At 38.4% G+C, this 16,636-nt stretch carries 16 protein-coding genes, 1 pseudogene and 1 riboswitch; of the genes and pseudogenes, 11 read left to right on the plus strand and 6 right to left on the minus strand.

Going from position 1 to position 16,636, the window contains the following annotated elements; all coding sequences use genetic code 11:
* Positions 1 to 339 precede the first annotated feature (339 nt).
* From J7I93_RS11350 to J7I93_RS11365, 4 genes are all read right to left on the minus strand, one after another.
* Entirely contained in the window at positions 340 to 1,641 is a 1,302-nt protein-coding gene (locus J7I93_RS11350; protein ID WP_214725972.1) for a hemolysin family protein, read from the minus strand.
* A gap of 88 nt (positions 1,642 to 1,729) precedes the next feature.
* Positions 1,730 to 2,110 (minus strand): MerR family transcriptional regulator, encoded by a 381-nt coding sequence (locus J7I93_RS11355; protein ID WP_353050269.1) that lies wholly within the window; start codon positions 2,108 to 2,110, stop codon positions 1,730 to 1,732.
* Positions 2,111 to 2,333: 223 nt separating this feature from the next.
* Positions 2,334 to 3,560 (minus strand): dicarboxylate/amino acid:cation symporter, encoded by a 1,227-nt coding sequence (locus tag J7I93_RS11360; RefSeq protein ID WP_214725973.1) that lies wholly within the window; start codon positions 3,558 to 3,560, stop codon positions 2,334 to 2,336.
* Positions 3,561 to 3,708: 148 nt separating this feature from the next.
* A riboswitch (cyclic di-AMP (ydaO/yuaA leader) is annotated at positions 3,709 to 3,849 on the minus strand.
* Between the two features lie 1,043 nt (positions 3,850 to 4,892).
* A complete protein-coding gene (locus J7I93_RS11365) occupies positions 4,893 to 5,432 on the minus strand; it encodes a cupin domain-containing protein (RefSeq protein WP_214725991.1) in 540 nt (179 codons plus the stop codon).
* 262 nt (positions 5,433 to 5,694) lie between these two features.
* Between J7I93_RS11365 and J7I93_RS11370 the strand changes: the two genes are divergently transcribed.
* The 4 genes from J7I93_RS11370 to J7I93_RS11385 all read left to right on the plus strand — a co-directional run bounded on the left by J7I93_RS11370 (position 5,695) and on the right by J7I93_RS11385 (position 8,898).
* Positions 5,695 to 6,480 carry a DODA-type extradiol aromatic ring-opening family dioxygenase gene (locus tag J7I93_RS11370; RefSeq protein ID WP_214725992.1) on the plus strand — a complete coding sequence of 262 codons (786 nt, stop codon included), beginning with the start codon at positions 5,695 to 5,697 and terminating at the stop codon, positions 6,478 to 6,480.
* Positions 6,481 to 6,499: 19 nt separating this feature from the next.
* Complete coding sequence (locus J7I93_RS11375) at positions 6,500 to 6,928, plus strand: DoxX family protein (RefSeq protein ID WP_214725974.1); 429 nt, start codon at positions 6,500 to 6,502, stop codon at positions 6,926 to 6,928.
* Positions 6,929 to 7,070: 142 nt separating this feature from the next.
* Positions 7,071 to 8,276 (plus strand): S1C family serine protease, encoded by a 1,206-nt coding sequence (locus J7I93_RS11380; protein ID WP_353050268.1) that lies wholly within the window; start codon positions 7,071 to 7,073, stop codon positions 8,274 to 8,276.
* Positions 8,277 to 8,751: 475 nt separating this feature from the next.
* Positions 8,752 to 8,898: a hypothetical protein gene (locus J7I93_RS11385; RefSeq protein ID WP_214725975.1), complete on the plus strand. Its 147-nt coding sequence runs from the start codon at positions 8,752 to 8,754 to the stop codon at positions 8,896 to 8,898.
* Between the two features lie 264 nt (positions 8,899 to 9,162).
* On the opposite strand, the gene J7I93_RS11390 is transcribed toward J7I93_RS11385, so the two are convergent.
* Together J7I93_RS11390 and J7I93_RS11395 are read right to left on the minus strand one after the other, a co-directional pair.
* Entirely contained in the window at positions 9,163 to 9,597 is a 435-nt protein-coding gene (locus tag J7I93_RS11390) for a GNAT family N-acetyltransferase (protein ID WP_214725976.1), read from the minus strand.
* Positions 9,598 to 9,662: 65 nt separating this feature from the next.
* A complete protein-coding gene (locus J7I93_RS11395) occupies positions 9,663 to 10,208 on the minus strand; it encodes a GNAT family N-acetyltransferase (RefSeq protein ID WP_214725977.1) in 546 nt (181 codons plus the stop codon).
* Between the two features lie 141 nt (positions 10,209 to 10,349).
* Here J7I93_RS11395 and J7I93_RS11400 point away from each other — a divergent pair, with 141 nt between their 5' ends.
* The 7 genes and pseudogenes from J7I93_RS11400 (at position 10,350) to J7I93_RS11430 (ending at position 16,480) form a co-directional block, all read left to right on the plus strand.
* A complete protein-coding gene (locus tag J7I93_RS11400; protein ID WP_214725978.1) occupies positions 10,350 to 10,856 on the plus strand; it encodes a GNAT family N-acetyltransferase in 507 nt (168 codons plus the stop codon).
* A gap of 83 nt (positions 10,857 to 10,939) precedes the next feature.
* Positions 10,940 to 11,524 carry a DUF899 family protein gene (locus J7I93_RS11405; RefSeq protein ID WP_214725979.1) on the plus strand — a complete coding sequence of 195 codons (585 nt, stop codon included), beginning with the start codon at positions 10,940 to 10,942 and terminating at the stop codon, positions 11,522 to 11,524.
* A 414-nt stretch (positions 11,525 to 11,938) separates the two neighbouring features.
* Positions 11,939 to 12,463 carry a DinB family protein gene (locus tag J7I93_RS11410; RefSeq protein WP_214725980.1) on the plus strand — a complete coding sequence of 175 codons (525 nt, stop codon included), beginning with the start codon at positions 11,939 to 11,941 and terminating at the stop codon, positions 12,461 to 12,463.
* Between the two features lie 87 nt (positions 12,464 to 12,550).
* A complete protein-coding gene (locus J7I93_RS11415; RefSeq protein ID WP_214725981.1) occupies positions 12,551 to 13,417 on the plus strand; it encodes an amidohydrolase family protein in 867 nt (288 codons plus the stop codon).
* Between the two features lie 609 nt (positions 13,418 to 14,026).
* Positions 14,027 to 14,209, plus strand: coding sequence for a DUF3896 family protein (locus tag J7I93_RS11420; protein ID WP_214725982.1), 183 nt, complete (start codon positions 14,027 to 14,029; stop codon positions 14,207 to 14,209).
* 142 nt (positions 14,210 to 14,351) lie between these two features.
* Positions 14,352 to 15,007 (plus strand): annotated as a pseudogene (locus tag J7I93_RS11425) (potassium channel family protein).
* Between the two features lie 681 nt (positions 15,008 to 15,688).
* Positions 15,689 to 16,480, plus strand: coding sequence for a DUF4240 domain-containing protein (locus J7I93_RS11430; RefSeq protein ID WP_214725983.1), 792 nt, complete (start codon positions 15,689 to 15,691; stop codon positions 16,478 to 16,480).
* The last annotated feature ends 156 nt before the right edge of the window (positions 16,481 to 16,636 follow it).

The following is a 16,636-nucleotide window of genomic DNA, read 5'->3' on the forward strand; positions in this document are numbered from 1 at the left end:
AAGGCTAAGCGGTCTCATTAACATTTGAAAGTTTTTAGCAGCTTTTTTGGAAGGCTTTTTTGTAAAAGGCTTTTTTCGACGGAAAACTAATGCTAGCCCACTGAGTTGATTGGAGTGGAAGGCACCTTGATCCTCGAAAATGCATCCGCATTTTCTTCGTGCGATGGTTACTCAAGGGTGTTTATTCAATGTCCTGCGGGAAGAGAGGGAGCGGGAGACCCCACAGGCGTGAAACGCCGAGGAGGCTCTCGTTCCTCCCCGTGGAAAGCAAGTGACTGGAGCGGAAATCAACGGGCAAGCTTTTATAGTCCAAAAACAACAATCTAAACGAAAAGAGCTTTATAATTTAACAACTTCTAAATAATGCAGCTGGTGCCCGTCTTTTTCATATACTTTAAATGTAAAGCCTTCAGCTTCAATGGCAGTTCCGATATCAGCGTCATCCATATGCTGAGTCAGGAACCATCCGCCAATTGTATCTACATCTTCGTGGTGAAAATCTGTCCCAAGCAGATTGTTAACATCCTCAATCAGCAATTTGGAATCCAAAATATAATGATGATCATTTATTTTTCGAATTTCAGGGATTTCATCTTCGTCAAATTCATCCCGTATTTCACCGACGATCTCCTCAAGGATATCCTCAACAGTTACTAATCCGGACGTGCCGCCATATTCATCGATCAGTATCGCCATGTGTGTCCGTTCCTTTTGCATTTTGACAAGCAGGTCATGTATCGGAATGTTTTCAATAACATGGATAACGGGATTAATGAATGAATCCAAATCCAAATTCTCTGGCTTTACTCGGTTTGTCAAATTGGCTGTCAAGAATTCCTTCACATTAATGAAACCGCGAATATTATCTTTGTCGCCATCTTCCACAGGGTATCGCGTGTAATTTTCAGATTGAATGGTGTCGATGATCTCTTTAAAGCTGTCGTCAATGGAAATCGTAATCATTTCCGTCCGCGGGACCATGATTTCTTTTGCTACTCTTTCGTCAAATTCAAAGATATTGTTCATGTACTTCAATTCATTTTTATTAATTTCACCGCTTTTATAACTTTCCGATAGAAGGATTCGGAGTTCCTCTTCCGAATGGGCGATTTCATGTTCGGATGCCGGTTTTAAGCCAAATAGGCCAACAAGGACACGCGCTGATCCATTTAAGAACCAGATAATGGGATAGGCAATTTTATAAAACCATATAATCGGTTTTGCAAATGCCAAGGTAACAGTTTCTGCCTTTTGAATGGCAACCGTTTTGGGAGCAAGCTCCCCAATTACAACATGAAGGAAGGTTACAATGGCAAAAGCAATACCAAACGATAGTAAATGGGTAACCGATTCATTCAGCTCAAAATACTCAAACAATGGGTGCAAGAGCTTCTCAACAGTAGGTTCACCAAGCCAACCAAGTCCTAATGCAGTCATGGTGATTCCCAGCTGGCAGGCTGATAAATATTCATCTAAATGAGATACGACTTTTTTGCCAGCTGCTGAGCCTTTTTTTCCTTCAGCAATGAGCTGATCGATCCTCGAACCACGGACCTTTACTATGGCAAATTCAGTTGCGACGAAAAATGCGGTTAATGCTATTAATAAAGCAATCAGTAATAAATTTATGGTTGTAGTCAACGAGCAGTCTTACATAATGTAAGACTTACACCTCCTAAGGTTGTGTGTTATGATTCCCTGCAAATTATCAGGGCATTAATACAGGTCATTAGCTCAGCAATAAGAGCAATGACTGAATTAATGATAAGCTTTCGTTTGATAATTTCTTTTTAAAGTGTTCATATTTATTTGGGTCAGATTCCTTCAACTGAGAAAGAGCCTTGGTTACATCCTTCTCCAAATCCTGTATCTTTAAGCGGAGTTCAAGAACATCCACTTCTTCAGAAAATTGGCTGATCGCCTTATTTTTAATTTCCTCTAATGATAATCCATCATCTTTACATTTTTCAATAAAAGCAATACGTTCGATAGAGGAGTAATCATAATAACGGTAATTTGAAGGGGAACGTTCTGCTTTTAATAAGCCCAGTGTTGTATAGTAATCTATTGTTCTCTTGGTAACATTAGCTTTCTCAGCCAGCTCCCCAATTCTTAACTTCTCAGCCCCATGGAAGACCCCTCCAAACTATAACGTGATGGTAATAGTGTTAATTATACACGTATGGGTGATAGGCTAGCAATAGAAATGATTGTTAGCGTTTGGCCTTTCCTTTCAAGTTCTAAGTAGACCAGGGCTGGGTAATGTTTATATGAATTGCCATTTTAAATCAATTAAAAAACCGGCACTGCGAATCAGTGCCGGTCTCAATATATTAGTTTGTCTTCAGTTTTTCTCTTTTTTCCTCAGTTTCTGCCACAATAACAGCGCATGCAGCGTCACCGGTAATATTGACGGCTGTACGTGTCATATCAAGCAGACGGTCAATTCCGATAATTAAAGCGATACCTTCGACCGGCAGGTTAACTGAATTCAGGACCATTGCCAGCATAATTAGGCCGACTCCCGGTACACCGGCAGTACCTACGCTTGCAAGAACGGCTGTTAGGACAACAGTAATAAGCTGAGTGAAGGTTAGATCCACGTTGAATACCTGTGCAATGAAGATTGTGGCGACACCCTGCATAATAGCTGTTCCGTCCATATTGATCGTGGCGCCGAGCGGCTGGACAAAACTGCTTATGGACTCGGGCACTTTAAGGTTTTTCTGGGCGGTGCTCATGGAAATCGGCAAAGTGGCATTACTGCTGGATGTACTAAATGCAACACCCATGGCAGGTGCAAAGCCTTTAAAGAACCATAAGGGACTCTTCTTTGCAATGACGGCTACTGAAGTTCCATAGGTCAAGATGGCATGTACAATAAGTGCAAGTACGACAACGATCATATAAAGGCCCATTGCTTTGATGGCATCAAGTCCCTGGCTGCCGACAGCAGAAACAATCAAGCCAAAAGTTCCATATGGAGCAAATTTCATTACCAGATTAACAAGATACATCATAAGGTCATTGCCTTGTTCAATTAAATTCAGTATTCCTTTTGTTTTGTTTCCCAGCATGGTAAGTGCAAAACCGACAAATACAGAGAAAGCAATAATCTGAAGCATATTTCCTTCTGCGAACGCTTTCACTGGATTGGTTGGAATAATATTTAATAATGTGTCAGAGACCGGCGGCGCTTCCTTTGATTCAAACTGTGCATTTGTTATATCAAACTCTCCGACATTTCCCGGCTGGATCACTGCTGATAGGGCCAAACCTATCGTAATGGCTATTGACGTCGTAACAAGGAAGAATGTGATCGTTTTAATTCCGATCCGGCCAAGTTTTTTTGGATCGCCAAGTCCTGCAGTTCCAAGTGTAATAGAAAAGAAAACAATCGGTACAACCAGCATATTAATAAGATTTAAAAAGATCTTTCCAAGCGGAGTAAAGATAAATTGGTCGAGCTGCGGGAAAATGTCAGGTGCAAAAATATTAATTAATAGACCTGTTATACCGCCAGCAATTAAGGCAAGAATAATTTTTGTTGATAACTTCATACTTTTTCCTCCAATGATAAAAATAAACAAATAAACATAAGGGCCAGGATTATTATTACTCCTATTAAGGCCAAAATACAGAAGAATTCACCTAAAATTGGCAACAAAAAAACACAGAGGCAAAAACCACTGTGCAAAAACTGCCGTGTTTTCCTCTCAACACGCTTACGAGGTTAGCTGCCGGATTCGGGTCTTGAGAGTACCCTACCTTAAAAAAGGATTCACCCCATATACTTATGAAATAAGTACAATTGGTTCCCCCGCTCAAAAGATTAAGCGAATCTTATAAAGTTTTTATTGTATAATATTAGGTTCCTGAAAAAGGTTTATTTTTAAAGTTTTTGCCGTTCCAAGGTTATAACTATTTCTATTGTCCTGATAGTAATTTAATATGAATCTTAACGTTTGTCAATTTATAAAACAGAAGTTAAACCTATTTTCCTATATTGCTCTGTGTACAATTCAAATCTTAGAAAAAGCAGCTCAATTTAAAGTTCATAATGAGCTGCATCCCAATGAAATATCTATTTTTAAAAATTCAACCATCTTAATAATGGATGTCTATTCTTGTCTTTAATTTTTACATCTTTCATATTTACCTGTTCCTGATGCTCTGAAAGCCACTTTTTTAGCTCTGCCTTGTCCTTACAATGTGTATAATACATTTCTCCATTTTTGCCGGTTGCGCTAACGACATATCTGCAAGTATTCCCCATAGTACACCCTTTTCAAATAATATCTTAGAGAATTATAACAAGTATTTGCAGAATGTCTATATTTCTTTTAAAACTATTTTGGGGATGTTTATCTTTTTAAGTAAAAAAGGAAGTTTGCAGGAAAAATAGAATAAGAAAAGAGCAGAATATAAAATTCTGTAAAAGCGATACAGGAAAATCGAAACCAGTTTTGTCCCAAGCACTGGACACGGTGATATAAGGGATTTTTCAAAAAAACAAACAGAAGGAAATGCGTGTGACACAGGGCATTTACTAACTGGCAAGGGGGAAGAGGGAAATGGGGTATTGGTAGGTCTTGCATTTTGGTTATTGACTGTGAGTTCTATCCTTTTATTGATTGCTGGTGTATCAAAAGAGTCCAAAAAATTACTTGTCATGAGCAGCGTATTGCTTGTCTTGCCGTCATTATATTTCTGGGGTGCTGAGAATGGGTTCAGATTATTAGGCCTGGCACCACTTTTTCCTCTATTTATCGCGAATCGCATAACCAAAGGACACAACTATTGAGCGAGCATAACTGAAAATTGGGGAAAGGTCATGACCGGCGGTTGATTAATGAATGAATGAATGAATGCCCTCTCGCAAGGGCATCTTTTTATAAGACATCATTCAATTCTGTATCAGAATACACGGAGATTAAGACCACAGCTTTTTTATCTGTAACGTTTTTGGCAAAATGGGGAACACTTGCATTCCAGCTGAAGGAATCGCCTGCTTCAACAATAAATGAATCTTCTCCTTGCTCCGCCATAATTTTACCCTCGAGCACGAGGTGGCATTCTTCCCCTTCATGAGCATGCTGTTCCCCCATAGATGCCCCGGGAGGGAATTCAACGATCATCATCCTCAGGCCGCCTTTTGACGTTAAATGTTCTATCTTTAGGTTGTTAAAAGTTGAAGTCGCTCTTTCTTCTTTCCTGACGACCTTCATATGCTGTTTCTTCTCGAGAAGCAAATAGGGAAGTGGGACGCCAAGAAAATCTGCAATCGTACTCAAAGTATTAATGGAAGGGGACGTATTATTATTTTCCACATTGCTGATAAAGCCTTTCGATAATCCAGTCCCTTCAGACATTTGCGCAATGGTGATTTTTTTGCGGTTCCTGATTGCCCTTATCTTTGTTCCTATGTCCAGTATAATCACCTCAAAGGTTTTCTAATAAAAAACATATTTATATATTAGCAAAAAAACAATTGACAATCTAGAGGCAGTCTTGTTATCTTATAAGTAATTAATATTCATAAAGAGAAACATTTATTTTTTTGTATGGTTGTTTTCTATTATGAATATTTAATTTCTATAAAAATTCCAAAACAGATCTTGTAAATTTAATGAAGCTCCGCATACATTTTTATGTGAGCTGCAAGATACTAACCCAAGAAGGAGGAATAACATGATGATGCCATCATTTTTTATTGCGCATGGAGCACCATTGCTGGCGATTGAAAAAAATATATATACTCAATTTTTGCAATCCTTAGGCGTTTCATTGGAAAAGCCCAAGGCGATTATTCTATTTTCCGCCCACTGGGAATCAGCTTTGCAAAAAGTAAGTGATGTGGATGAGTTTGAAACGATTTATGATTTTGGCGGATTTCCGGAAGAATTATACCAGATTAAGTACAGTGCTAAAGGTAATAAGCAAGTTACAAAAGAAATTATAGAACTATTCACGAAGCAAGGGATTGTTTTTGAAGTCGACAAAAAGCGAGGCTTGGACCACGGTGCCTGGGTCGTTCTTAGAATGCTTTATCCTCAGGCTGACATTCCGGTCATTTCCATGTCTGTAAACCCAAGACTAACACCAGAGGAACAATATAAAATTGGGAAGTCTTTGGCTGCATTAAGGGAGGAGGGAATGATGATCATTGCAAGCGGAGGCACGGTTCACAACCTTGGTGCAGTGAACATGTTCAAGGACAATGGATCGGTCGACAGCTGGGCCCTTGAATTTGAAGTATGGCTTGAAAAGCATATTAACGACTGGGATTTGGAATCTTTATTTAACTACAAATCATTGGCTCCAAATGCGGATATCGCAGTTCCGCCGTATGGCAATGAGCATTTCATTCCGCTTTTTTATGCAATGGGTGCTGCTGATCAAGAGAAATCAGCTACACTATTGCATCGCAGCTATCGATACGGAAATTTAAGCCACAGTGTGTGGCAATTTGGTAAATAAAAAATTGGAGGATATGAATATGGAAAACAAATATGAAGTAGGCACATTAATTTTGCGCGTTGTTTTAGGATTAACATTCTTTGTACATGGGTTAGTAAAATTTCAAGGCGGGATCGAAAACACGGCGGGTTGGTTTTCAAGCATTGGCCTTCCAGGATTCCTGGCAACCGTTGTTGCAGGTATTGAGCTTGTCGGCGGAATAGCATTAGTACTTGGTTTATTCAGCAGAGTGGTTTCTGCATTATTTGTCTTACTGATGGCAGGTGCCATTATTAAAGTGAAATTAGCGGGAGGTTTCCTCGGAAATGGCCAGGGTGCCGGATATGAATTGGACCTTGCTCTTCTTGCAATGGCAGGTGCCATTGCCATCACAGGCTCTAAATTATTTGCTTTGGATCAGCTGGTTTTTAAAGGGAAAGAGAATAGCAATTCTGTTTCGGTTAATTAATATAATTTGAAAAAAGGTCTGTACTCCAATCAGGACGGCAGACCTTTTTTTTGTTTTAAATGCTTAGCAATATAAAAGTTAACATTTAACACTTTAGGATATTAATTATTACAAGTCACTAAAAAGAAAGGAAGGTTTATTAGTGGAGCCATTTGATCGCGAAAGAGAAAATGACAGGAAAGGATCAAAAGGAAAAGTCCTTATGGCAGGCATCATTGGTGTTATCGGTGCGCTTTTCATATTTTTGACAATCCCTTCTTTGTCAGAAGACGAAAAAGCGAATGAGAGTCTGGAAGAAAAAAATCCCTTAAAGCAAAGTGAAAAAAAAGTTAATGCTGCTGAAGAAGGGGATGGGGAGTCAAACTCGATTACAAAAGCTGTTGATAAAAGCATGGACGCCGTTGTTAGTGTTATCAATTATCAGGGCGGTGATATGTGGCAGGGAACAGAGCCGCAACGTGCTGGTTCTGGATCGGGTGTCATTTATAAAAAGGAAGATGGAAAGGCCTATGTGGTGACAAATCATCATGTGATTGACGGCGCGAGCACAATTGAAATCAATTTAAGCAATGATACCAAGCTTCCGGCTAAATTGCTTGGGTCAGATCCGCTTCTGGATCTGGCCGTATTGGAAGTGGATAGTGAAAAGATTGAACATGTAATAGAAATTGGGAAATCAGAAGACTTAAAGCCAGGGCAAACTGCTATTGCGATCGGAAACCCGCTCGGTTTTCTGCAAGGGACTGTCACAACGGGAGTCATCAGTGCACCAGACCGCACGATGCCAGTTGATGTAAATCAGGATGGCATGGCGGATTGGCAATCAGAAGTCATTCAAACAGATGCATCTATTAACCCTGGCAACAGTGGAGGTGCTTTAATCAATATTAATGGGGAGCTAATTGGCATTAACTCTTCAAAAATAGCGATGGAAGGTGTAGAAGGGATCGGGTTTGCCATACCGATCGATGTGGCAATGCCGGTTTTGGAGGATTTCGAAGTATATGGCGAAGTAAAACGCCCTTACTTAGGAATCATCCCAATCAATTTAGCCGATATCCCATCACAATACTATCAGAAAAAATTACAGTTGCCTAAAGAAGTAACAGACGGCGTTATTGTAAGACAGGTGGAACCATCATCGCCATCGGGGCAAGCAGGCCTTCAGCAATATGATGTCATTGTAAAGCTCGATGGGACGGAAATTACAAATGTGATAGAATTACGTAAATTTCTTTATACAGAAAAAGAAATTGGCGATGAGGTAGAGGTAACCTACTACCGCGATGGTAAGGAACAGACGGCGATGATCACACTAGAGGAAGAAAAATCGTTAGTTCAGCAATAGTTTTTAGAATCAATAGTACAATTTGATATGAACCTAAAAAATCCAGCCTGAAACGGGCTGGTTTTATTGAAATATTGACCGAATCTTGACCTGTGAATGGTTTCTCTGCACATAAACAGATTTCTCTGCTCATAAAAAAATTTCTCTGCACATAAAAAATTTTCTCTGCGTATATGAAGATTTCTCTGCACAAAAAATACTTACCTGTACACATAGATGATATTCTGCATAATTATTTTTCTTTGCTTGAATAAAGGATTTTGCCTCCCTTTAATGGAATCTTAAATAAATGCCAATTTCTTTGAGGAGGGGTCATATGAAAGTTATAAAAGAAAACCGTGAATATGGAATTTTTCTTCTGGATGATGGATATTCAATTGTCCATCCAGCTTGACCAGAAGGAATTTGGAACATCGGGGATGTTCGTGATATTGAAACAAGAAGAAGACTGTCTGATGAAGAGGTTGAAAAATACATGGAATTAATTGCACCTCAGTTGCCCTGGCAGCAGGCTAAGGAGGAACTGTGGAGAAGCTGTGCCTCACTTGGTGACGCAGGCACAAAAGAAAAAGAACAAAACATACAAAATGCAATCCTGAAACAAGGAACAGAAATAATCTAAATAGGTTAGGCCAGGATGTTTTAATGACGTTCTGGTCGTTTTTTATAAGAAGATGTAAATCATTCAGAAAATTACAGAAAAAACGAAAGAAAACTTGGAATGATAAATTGCTTTCCACTCCTGAAATGTTGCCTGCAAAAGATATGAGACTGGAAATGGCTTGAATCGTGAAGGGGTAAACTGGAGTAAAATCACTTTGAAAAATGATTAAAAGAAGCTTATAACAGAAGGCCTGATCATGGCCTTCTGTTGGAAAGTTCACCCTTATAATCCTTTCAAAAACACATAACTGACCTTGTCATAGTCCATTTTTTCCTCGTAAAACCGGTGGGCTGCTTCTCTTTGCAGACCAGATGAAAGAGAGACTTTGTTATAACCATTGTCCTTTGCCCAGCTTTCGACATAGGAAAGAAGGGCTTCGCCATAGCCTTTGGAACGCTGATTCGGATCAGTAACCAGATCGCATACCCAAATGAATCTTCCATTATATAAAGTGATCATAGGCATGAAACCAGTGACTGCCTTCATTTTTCCAGCTTCATATAATGCCGCCAATTTATAGCCTTCTTTTTGTACCGCTTCCGAGACAAGCTCAAGGTATGTTTCTTCATCCAAATGAGTCCGCAGCTGCTTCATTATTGGGTATGCTTCTTTCCATTCATGAGGATTGCTTAGTTCTTTGATTAAAGTTCCTGCCATGGTTTACCTCTCCTTCGGTTGTTATCGTAATGCAACATCTATTTGCAGAAAAATTAGCTCACATCTTAAACTTCAAATTTATGAGCCTTTCTCCGTAAAACCGTTATAAAACCATCCAAAATATCATGGCTGACTTGGAATCCCTTATGTTTATAAAACTCCAGGGCATCTGTGTTTCCATTTGAAACATAGATAAAATAGTCCTCCACATCCTCAAATTCACTTAACCAATTCATCGACATATCGAAAAGTTTCGATCCAATCCCATATTTTCTGTATCCATCTTTAATAAAAAATTGTGATAAACACCCGACATTCTGTTTTCTGACTGAAGATAGATCAAAAAAGGTAGCAAAATCATTTGAATATGCTTCTTTAGGAGAAATATTGGAATAGACATATGCTACAATTTCTTCATCATCTTTTACGACTGCAATATAGTTATGTAAGGCAGCTTTTACAGAAGGAACCATCCTAGTCTCAAATCTCATACTGTCAAAAAGTTCTGGCTTTATGTTCGCTTTCGATTTCTGAAAGGCCATCAGCTCATTGCACAAATCCCGGCAATACTCGATTTTATCCTCTGTTAAAGTTTCATATTTCAGATTCATCTTAATCACCCCTTATCCACCATTTTATTTGGAAAATAAACAATAGTCCAAAGAAAATTGGACTATCATTCTGACATTTTAGAGGATTATTTTCATTAGAAGAGAATTTAATTAAGAGAAATTCTAAAATGAGGGATACACTTGATTAAGGAAATTGATATCAGTAATCGAAAAGCGGCTGAAGAAGTTTTTAGCGTTCAAATCCCGTCTTATCAAGTTGAGGCTGAACTCATCGAGTGTCCAGATATACCTCCATTAAAGGATACCGTTGAAACACTGCAAAAATGCGGTGAAACGTTCTTCGGCTGCTATATGAATAAGGAGTTGTGTGGAGCAATCTCTTTTAAACTAGAAAATAACACAGTAGATATACATAGATTAATTGTACACCCGAATTATTTTAGAAAAAGAATTGCCCAGCAATTAATGGATTTTATTCATAGCATAAAAGGCATAGAAAAGATGATTGTATCAACTGGATCTAAAAATACGCCGGCTGTAAATTTTTATAAAAAAAACGGATTTAATAAAGTGAAAAATATAAAAGTGAATGAACATCTATCTATTAGTTTATTTGAAAAGAATGTATCTCGTCGGACCGCCAGCGGGAAGGGAGTGCTTGTTGCGGAAGTCAACAGGCAAATTTAATAGAGCCTTTTGTCTAATAAAGGAAACAAATCATTTTGCGGGTATAGTAATTTATAATTCAATGTTTATAGGGGGGCATATATATGAGTTCATTAACATCCGAACAAGTGGAAAAGGCAATTGAAGAGAAGGAAAAGGAACTGTTTCGGGTAAAAGAGGAACTAACGGCATTAAGAAGGCAGCTTCCTTCATTCACTGTAAAAGATTACATACTAACCACTACAGATGGAACCAAGATTGCATTGAGCGAGCTGTTTGGAGACAAACAGGAGTTAGTGGTTATTCATAATATGGGAAAATCATGTCCATACTGTACTCTTTGGGCAGATGGATTGAATGGTTTTACAAAGCATATTGAAAATAAAGCATCCTTTGTTTTAACAAGTCCGGATGACTACCAAACAATTGGTCAAATTTCGGAAAGCAGAGGCTGGAGTTTCAATTGTGTATCAACGGAAGGAACGACTTTTAAAGAAGACCTCGGATTTAAGGATGAAAATGGCCATGTACTTCCAGGGGTCTCCGTTTTATTGAGGGATGAAGACGGCAGCATTCACCATTATACAAAAGCTGCGTTCGGCCCTGGTGATGATTATTGCAGCATCTGGTCATTATTTGAGCTCCTGCCAGGTGGAAGTGGTGATTGGGGACCGAAAACTAAATACTAAATGATAGACCGATTAAAGGGGCGTTACTTCTAAAATAGAAGTACGCTTCTTTTTAATAATCACTGTTACTCCCTAAAATAATTGGTTAGATCTGTAAAAATAGAAGAAGAAGGGCTTCCTGGTTATATAGGAAGCAACTAAGGAAGGATCTTTAATAATTTGGGCGAAATAATTGAGGAAGGAACGGAGGGATTGCAAAATTATTAATTCATTAAAATGGCAATTCATCTTGTCAATAATTGTTGCGCTTGCTTTTGTTTATCAGTCTTTTTCTTATACCGAATTTAAGGGTGATGGGGAGTTATATTTTCCAAGATTCCTTTTATACCTTGCCATGATCTTTTCTGTATTTAATGCAGGTATCCTTACACAAAAATATTTGTCCAATCAAAAGGAAAAAGGAGGAGCTGCTAGATGAATTTTAAATTAAATGAAGCGATCGAGATCCTGGAGCGTACCCCGCAAACATTGGAATGTTTTTTAATAGGGGCATCTGAGGAATGGCTGCTATGCCATGAAGGGGAAGGCACCTGGAATGCCACTGAAGTGATTGAGCATCTGATTGAGGGTGAGAAGAATAATTGGATTCCCAGACTGGAATTTATTCTAAAAGAAGGGGCTGGCAAACCATTTCCCCCATTTGATCGGTATGCCCATTTAGATGAAGCGGAAGCTAAATCGATTGAGGAAGAGCTTGCGGAATTTAAAAGCATTCGAACTAAAAATATAGCTAAGCTTAGGAGTCTAATTGATCCGGATATTCATTTGGAATTGATTGGCTCACATCCTGCATTTGGGGATGTGAAGGTAAGGGAATTAATTTCTACATGGGTTGTGCATGATTTAACACATATTTCACAGATTACAAGAGTCATGGCCAATAGATACAGGGCGGACGTTGGACCTTGGATTCAATATTTAGGGGTCCTGAAAAGGTAATGCTGACTAACTGAATTCAGCAGAGAGCCCCTTAAAAATATTTTATAGTTTATATACCTAAAGTGAGCGTATAAAAGGGGGATGAACATGATTGTTGATTGCCATTTTCATTTGGACGAAACCATGCTGACTCTGGAAAAAATGATAGAAGGAATGGATAAAAATAGAGTAAATAAAACAGCGCTGATTCCCCCTATGAACGAAACAATGTTTGAGGCGGATAGCACTTTTCAGCATAATCTGCAGAACTTATTTCGTTTTCTAATCTTAAATGTTCCGAAAATTGGGCTTAAGATTTATGATGATCTTGTGGATCACGACTATTTAAAACTCTATGGCAATGCATACAAGATTTTTTCCAAACCAAACAATGAACTTGTCGCAGCTGCTATTGATCGGTATCCAGACCGTTTTCTAGGCTGGGCAGCGGTGAATCCAATGATACCCGATTCACTGAAAGAAGTGGAATATTATCTTAGTAGACCCGGCTTTATTGGAGTTAAAGCTCATCCCTTCATGCATCAATATCCCATAAGGGCTCTTGATCCAGTTGCAGCGATGTGCGAGGCAAAAGGCATCCCGATGATTATTCATTTGTCTTCAGAACCCGGCTCCTATAAATATTTACCTGAAAAGTATCCAAAGCTTAAAATAATATATGCTCATGCTGGCCTTCCATTTTGGAAGAAGCTTTGGAAGTACGTTATGGAAAAGCCTAATGTATTTATAGATACCTCTAGTGACTATCTTAATCCCTCCATTGTAAAAATGGCAGTGCAAACATTAGGATACCGCAAAATTCTTTATGGTTGTGATGGGCCTTACGGAATGAAGGAATTTAACCAATATGACTATTCGGCAAAGAAAAGCTGGATTACTTCACTTAAGATTCCTGATAACCAAAAGGAATATATCCTTGGCGGGAATTTTTTAGAAATTATTAAGTCTATGTAAATTTTTCCGCCTTCGCCAATTTAGGGACCAAAACCTCATGAATCCTGACAAATTGCTCTTTACTGCTTGAGATGGATTATAACTTTTTAGGAAAAGGCGGTTTTCGCAAACTTTGTTGCTTTTATAACAATGAAAAATAAGGTTGGTTGATTGGAGCGTAAGGTGCGAGATCCCGCGAAAATGCATTCGCATTTTCTTCGTGCGGTGATGATTCGAGGATGCTTATTCAACGGCCTGCGGGAGGAGTGGGACAGGTGAGACCCCACAGACGCACTGCGCCGAGGATGCTCACCGCCCGCCCCGCAAAAGCTTGAGCATCCTGGAGCGGAAATCAACCCCTCCACTCTTTTTGTTGTTTAATCATGAAATCATAAAAAAGAAAAGAGCCTAGGAAAAAGAAAAAAGTACTTTCAAAAATGGTGGAGGCTAGTTCATGCAGAAAAGTAAGAAAAAAGTTTGCTGCAAATGGGAAAATACAAAAATGACTTTTATCAGGGTTCACAAAATTTCTATAAATTCTATAATACCCCAAAAGGTAATGGGTGTATAATAAAGTTAGGAAGGAAAGCGGTTCCATTTCCCTTCTAAAAATTTTTAGGGGTGTTGGATATGAACTACTTAGAAGTAAAAGAAAAATTAGAGGCTTCAAAATTGGAGCTGCTGAATAGGATGAATGATCCAAACGTTGTGGATGCAGAAAAAGAAAGGCTTCAAAGGACCATTGCTAATTATGAGTATATGATTGAGTTAACCGATATGAATCAGTTTGAGCGCGGAAAAGTGATCCATTAGAGGAGGCGGAGTTTGTTTCGCCTCCTTTTCTATTCTCCACTGTGAAAAATAAGTATAGGGACAAGGGTTTATTTATGGCAGCATTGACCATTCTTTTACTATGAATGCTTTTTTGTTCATTTTATAAGAAGGGAAATTTCTGATGAAAAAACAATATGCTGTTTTTGGTTTGGGGCGCTTTGGAGGAAGCTTGATTAAAGAGTTTTATGATCTTGGCGTCGAGGTTTTAGCCATCGATGTTGACCAGGAAAAAGTTGATCAATACGCACAGTATGTGACATATGCTGTACAAATAAATGGAATCGACGAAGCAGCGATTAAACAAGCGGGAATGAAAAATATCGATCATGCTTTTGTTTCTTTTGGAGAAAATATTGAGTCAAGTATATTAACATCATTGTTGCTAAAAGAGATGGGAATTCCGCAGGTTTGGGCAAAAGCGCATAATGACTATCATGCCAGAGTGCTGGAAAAAATCGGGGTTGACCGTGTGATTCACCCTGAAAGAGATATGGCAAAGCGAATTGCCCACCATATCGTGTCAGAAAAAATGGTTGATTATATAGAGCTCTCCGAAAATTTCAGTATGGCTGAAATTGTTGCCTCGGATAAAATTCAAAACAAATCCATATTAGATCTAAACATAGCTCCAAATTTGGCTGCAATATCGTCGGAATTCAGCGGGGAAAAGAAATCATTGTATCACCACCGGCAGACGAGATTATTTTAAAGGGTGATCTTTTAATCGTTATGGGCAAGAACAAAGGAATTGACAGGTTTGAGAGACATGGGGTGTAGCTGGAAGAAGAGAGCGGCAAATATAAGCAGCTCAAGAAACGCTGCGGCTAATGCTGCACGGTTGGTTGAGAAGGTTGACGGCTAACTCTTAGTAGAGCAGGAACCAATAAAGAGTTGCCGCTGAAAAATTAATGGAAATGTATTTGGAATTTATCGTTCATACGTCTGGGTAAAAGAAGCGGGATAGAGAAGAAGGAATCTCTATCCTTTTTTATTTATTAAAACTGATTAATTTTAGGAGAGGATTTTTCTTTTTATCCGTCACTTTGATCTCGTTTCGTGAAATTCTATCCTGGTTTTCCAATATCCAGTTCTGCAATTCTTTCTTATCTTTACATTGGGTATGATATGTTTCTCCGCATTTGCCAACAGCGTTGACTACGAATCTGCAATTATTCGCCATAGATACCACCTTATTTCCTTTTAGTAGAATCTACATGCATTATAACAAGATAAGATTGAATTTCAATGGTTTTAGTGTAAAAAGTCTGTCCAATTGATAAAATAAAATCAATTTTCGGTTTGTGAAATTTTTTATGATAAAAAGAACCATTTTAATCCGGATAAATAATTTAAATAAACATGAAAAATGTAAAGACTTCTCTTATCTTTTTAAAGTAAAATGGAAATATGTAACGGTTAGAAATAATAGAATAAAAATGTAATTTAGGAGTGCCTTTTATGGAAACTTTACTCATATTTAAAGATGAAAAATCACATAAATTTTGGAAAATTAGCGTTTCAGGAAAGAATTATACCGTTACTTATGGAAAAGTTGGCTCCATTGGATCAGTGAAAATCAAAGAATTTGAAACGGAAGCCATCTGCCAGAAAGAAGCCAATAAACTCATACAATCCAAGCTGAAAAAAGGTTATGCTGGAGCAGCTATAGCAGCACAAGTGATCAAGGAAAGCACGATGACAGAAATGCTTTTCTGGGAAATGCTTGAAACTTCCAGGAGAAAAGGGGAAGATCCGGAAGAACAGCTTGAGTGGCTAATAAACGTCTTATCGAGAAGGCCGGTAAAAGACATTGTCATGTTTGACTATTGGTTTAACCAGAATTATAACAAATCATATACATCTAATCTGTGGGCGGCAGCTTATATAATTATGGGCGGCTGTTCAGATGATTGCTTCGATTATTTCAGGGCTTGGCTGCTTTATCAAGGTAAGGAAACATATGAAGCTATTATGAAGGATCCCGAAGAAATTATCCCTTGTCTTCGCGGTCTTGAAGAAGAAGAAGATATGCCACAGTTGGAAGAATTGCTATATGTTGCCAGTATGGCATATGAAGAGAAGACTGGCTTTGACGAAGACCAATATTATCATTTATACGAAAAGCTTTCTGGAGATTCTTATGTTTTGCCTGATATTGAATTGGATTGGGACGAAGACGATGAACAGGGTTTAAGAGAGAAGTACCCGAAGTTATGGGAAAGGTACGGAGAAAATCCGCTGGAATATTAACAAGTAGAACGGCTGCCAATTGAGGGCAGCCTTTTATTTTATTGAAGACTGTTAAAATAGCGAAAAAGAAGTTATAAATACCTTTTGTATACGAAACTGAAATGAGTGGGAAGCAGATGGTCGCCATGAAAGCTCTATGAGGACGAAAAATCATTC

Source organism: Bacillus sp. ISL-47 (genome assembly GCF_018613175.1).
Lineage (GTDB): Bacteria > Bacillota > Bacilli > Bacillales > Cytobacillaceae > Cytobacillus.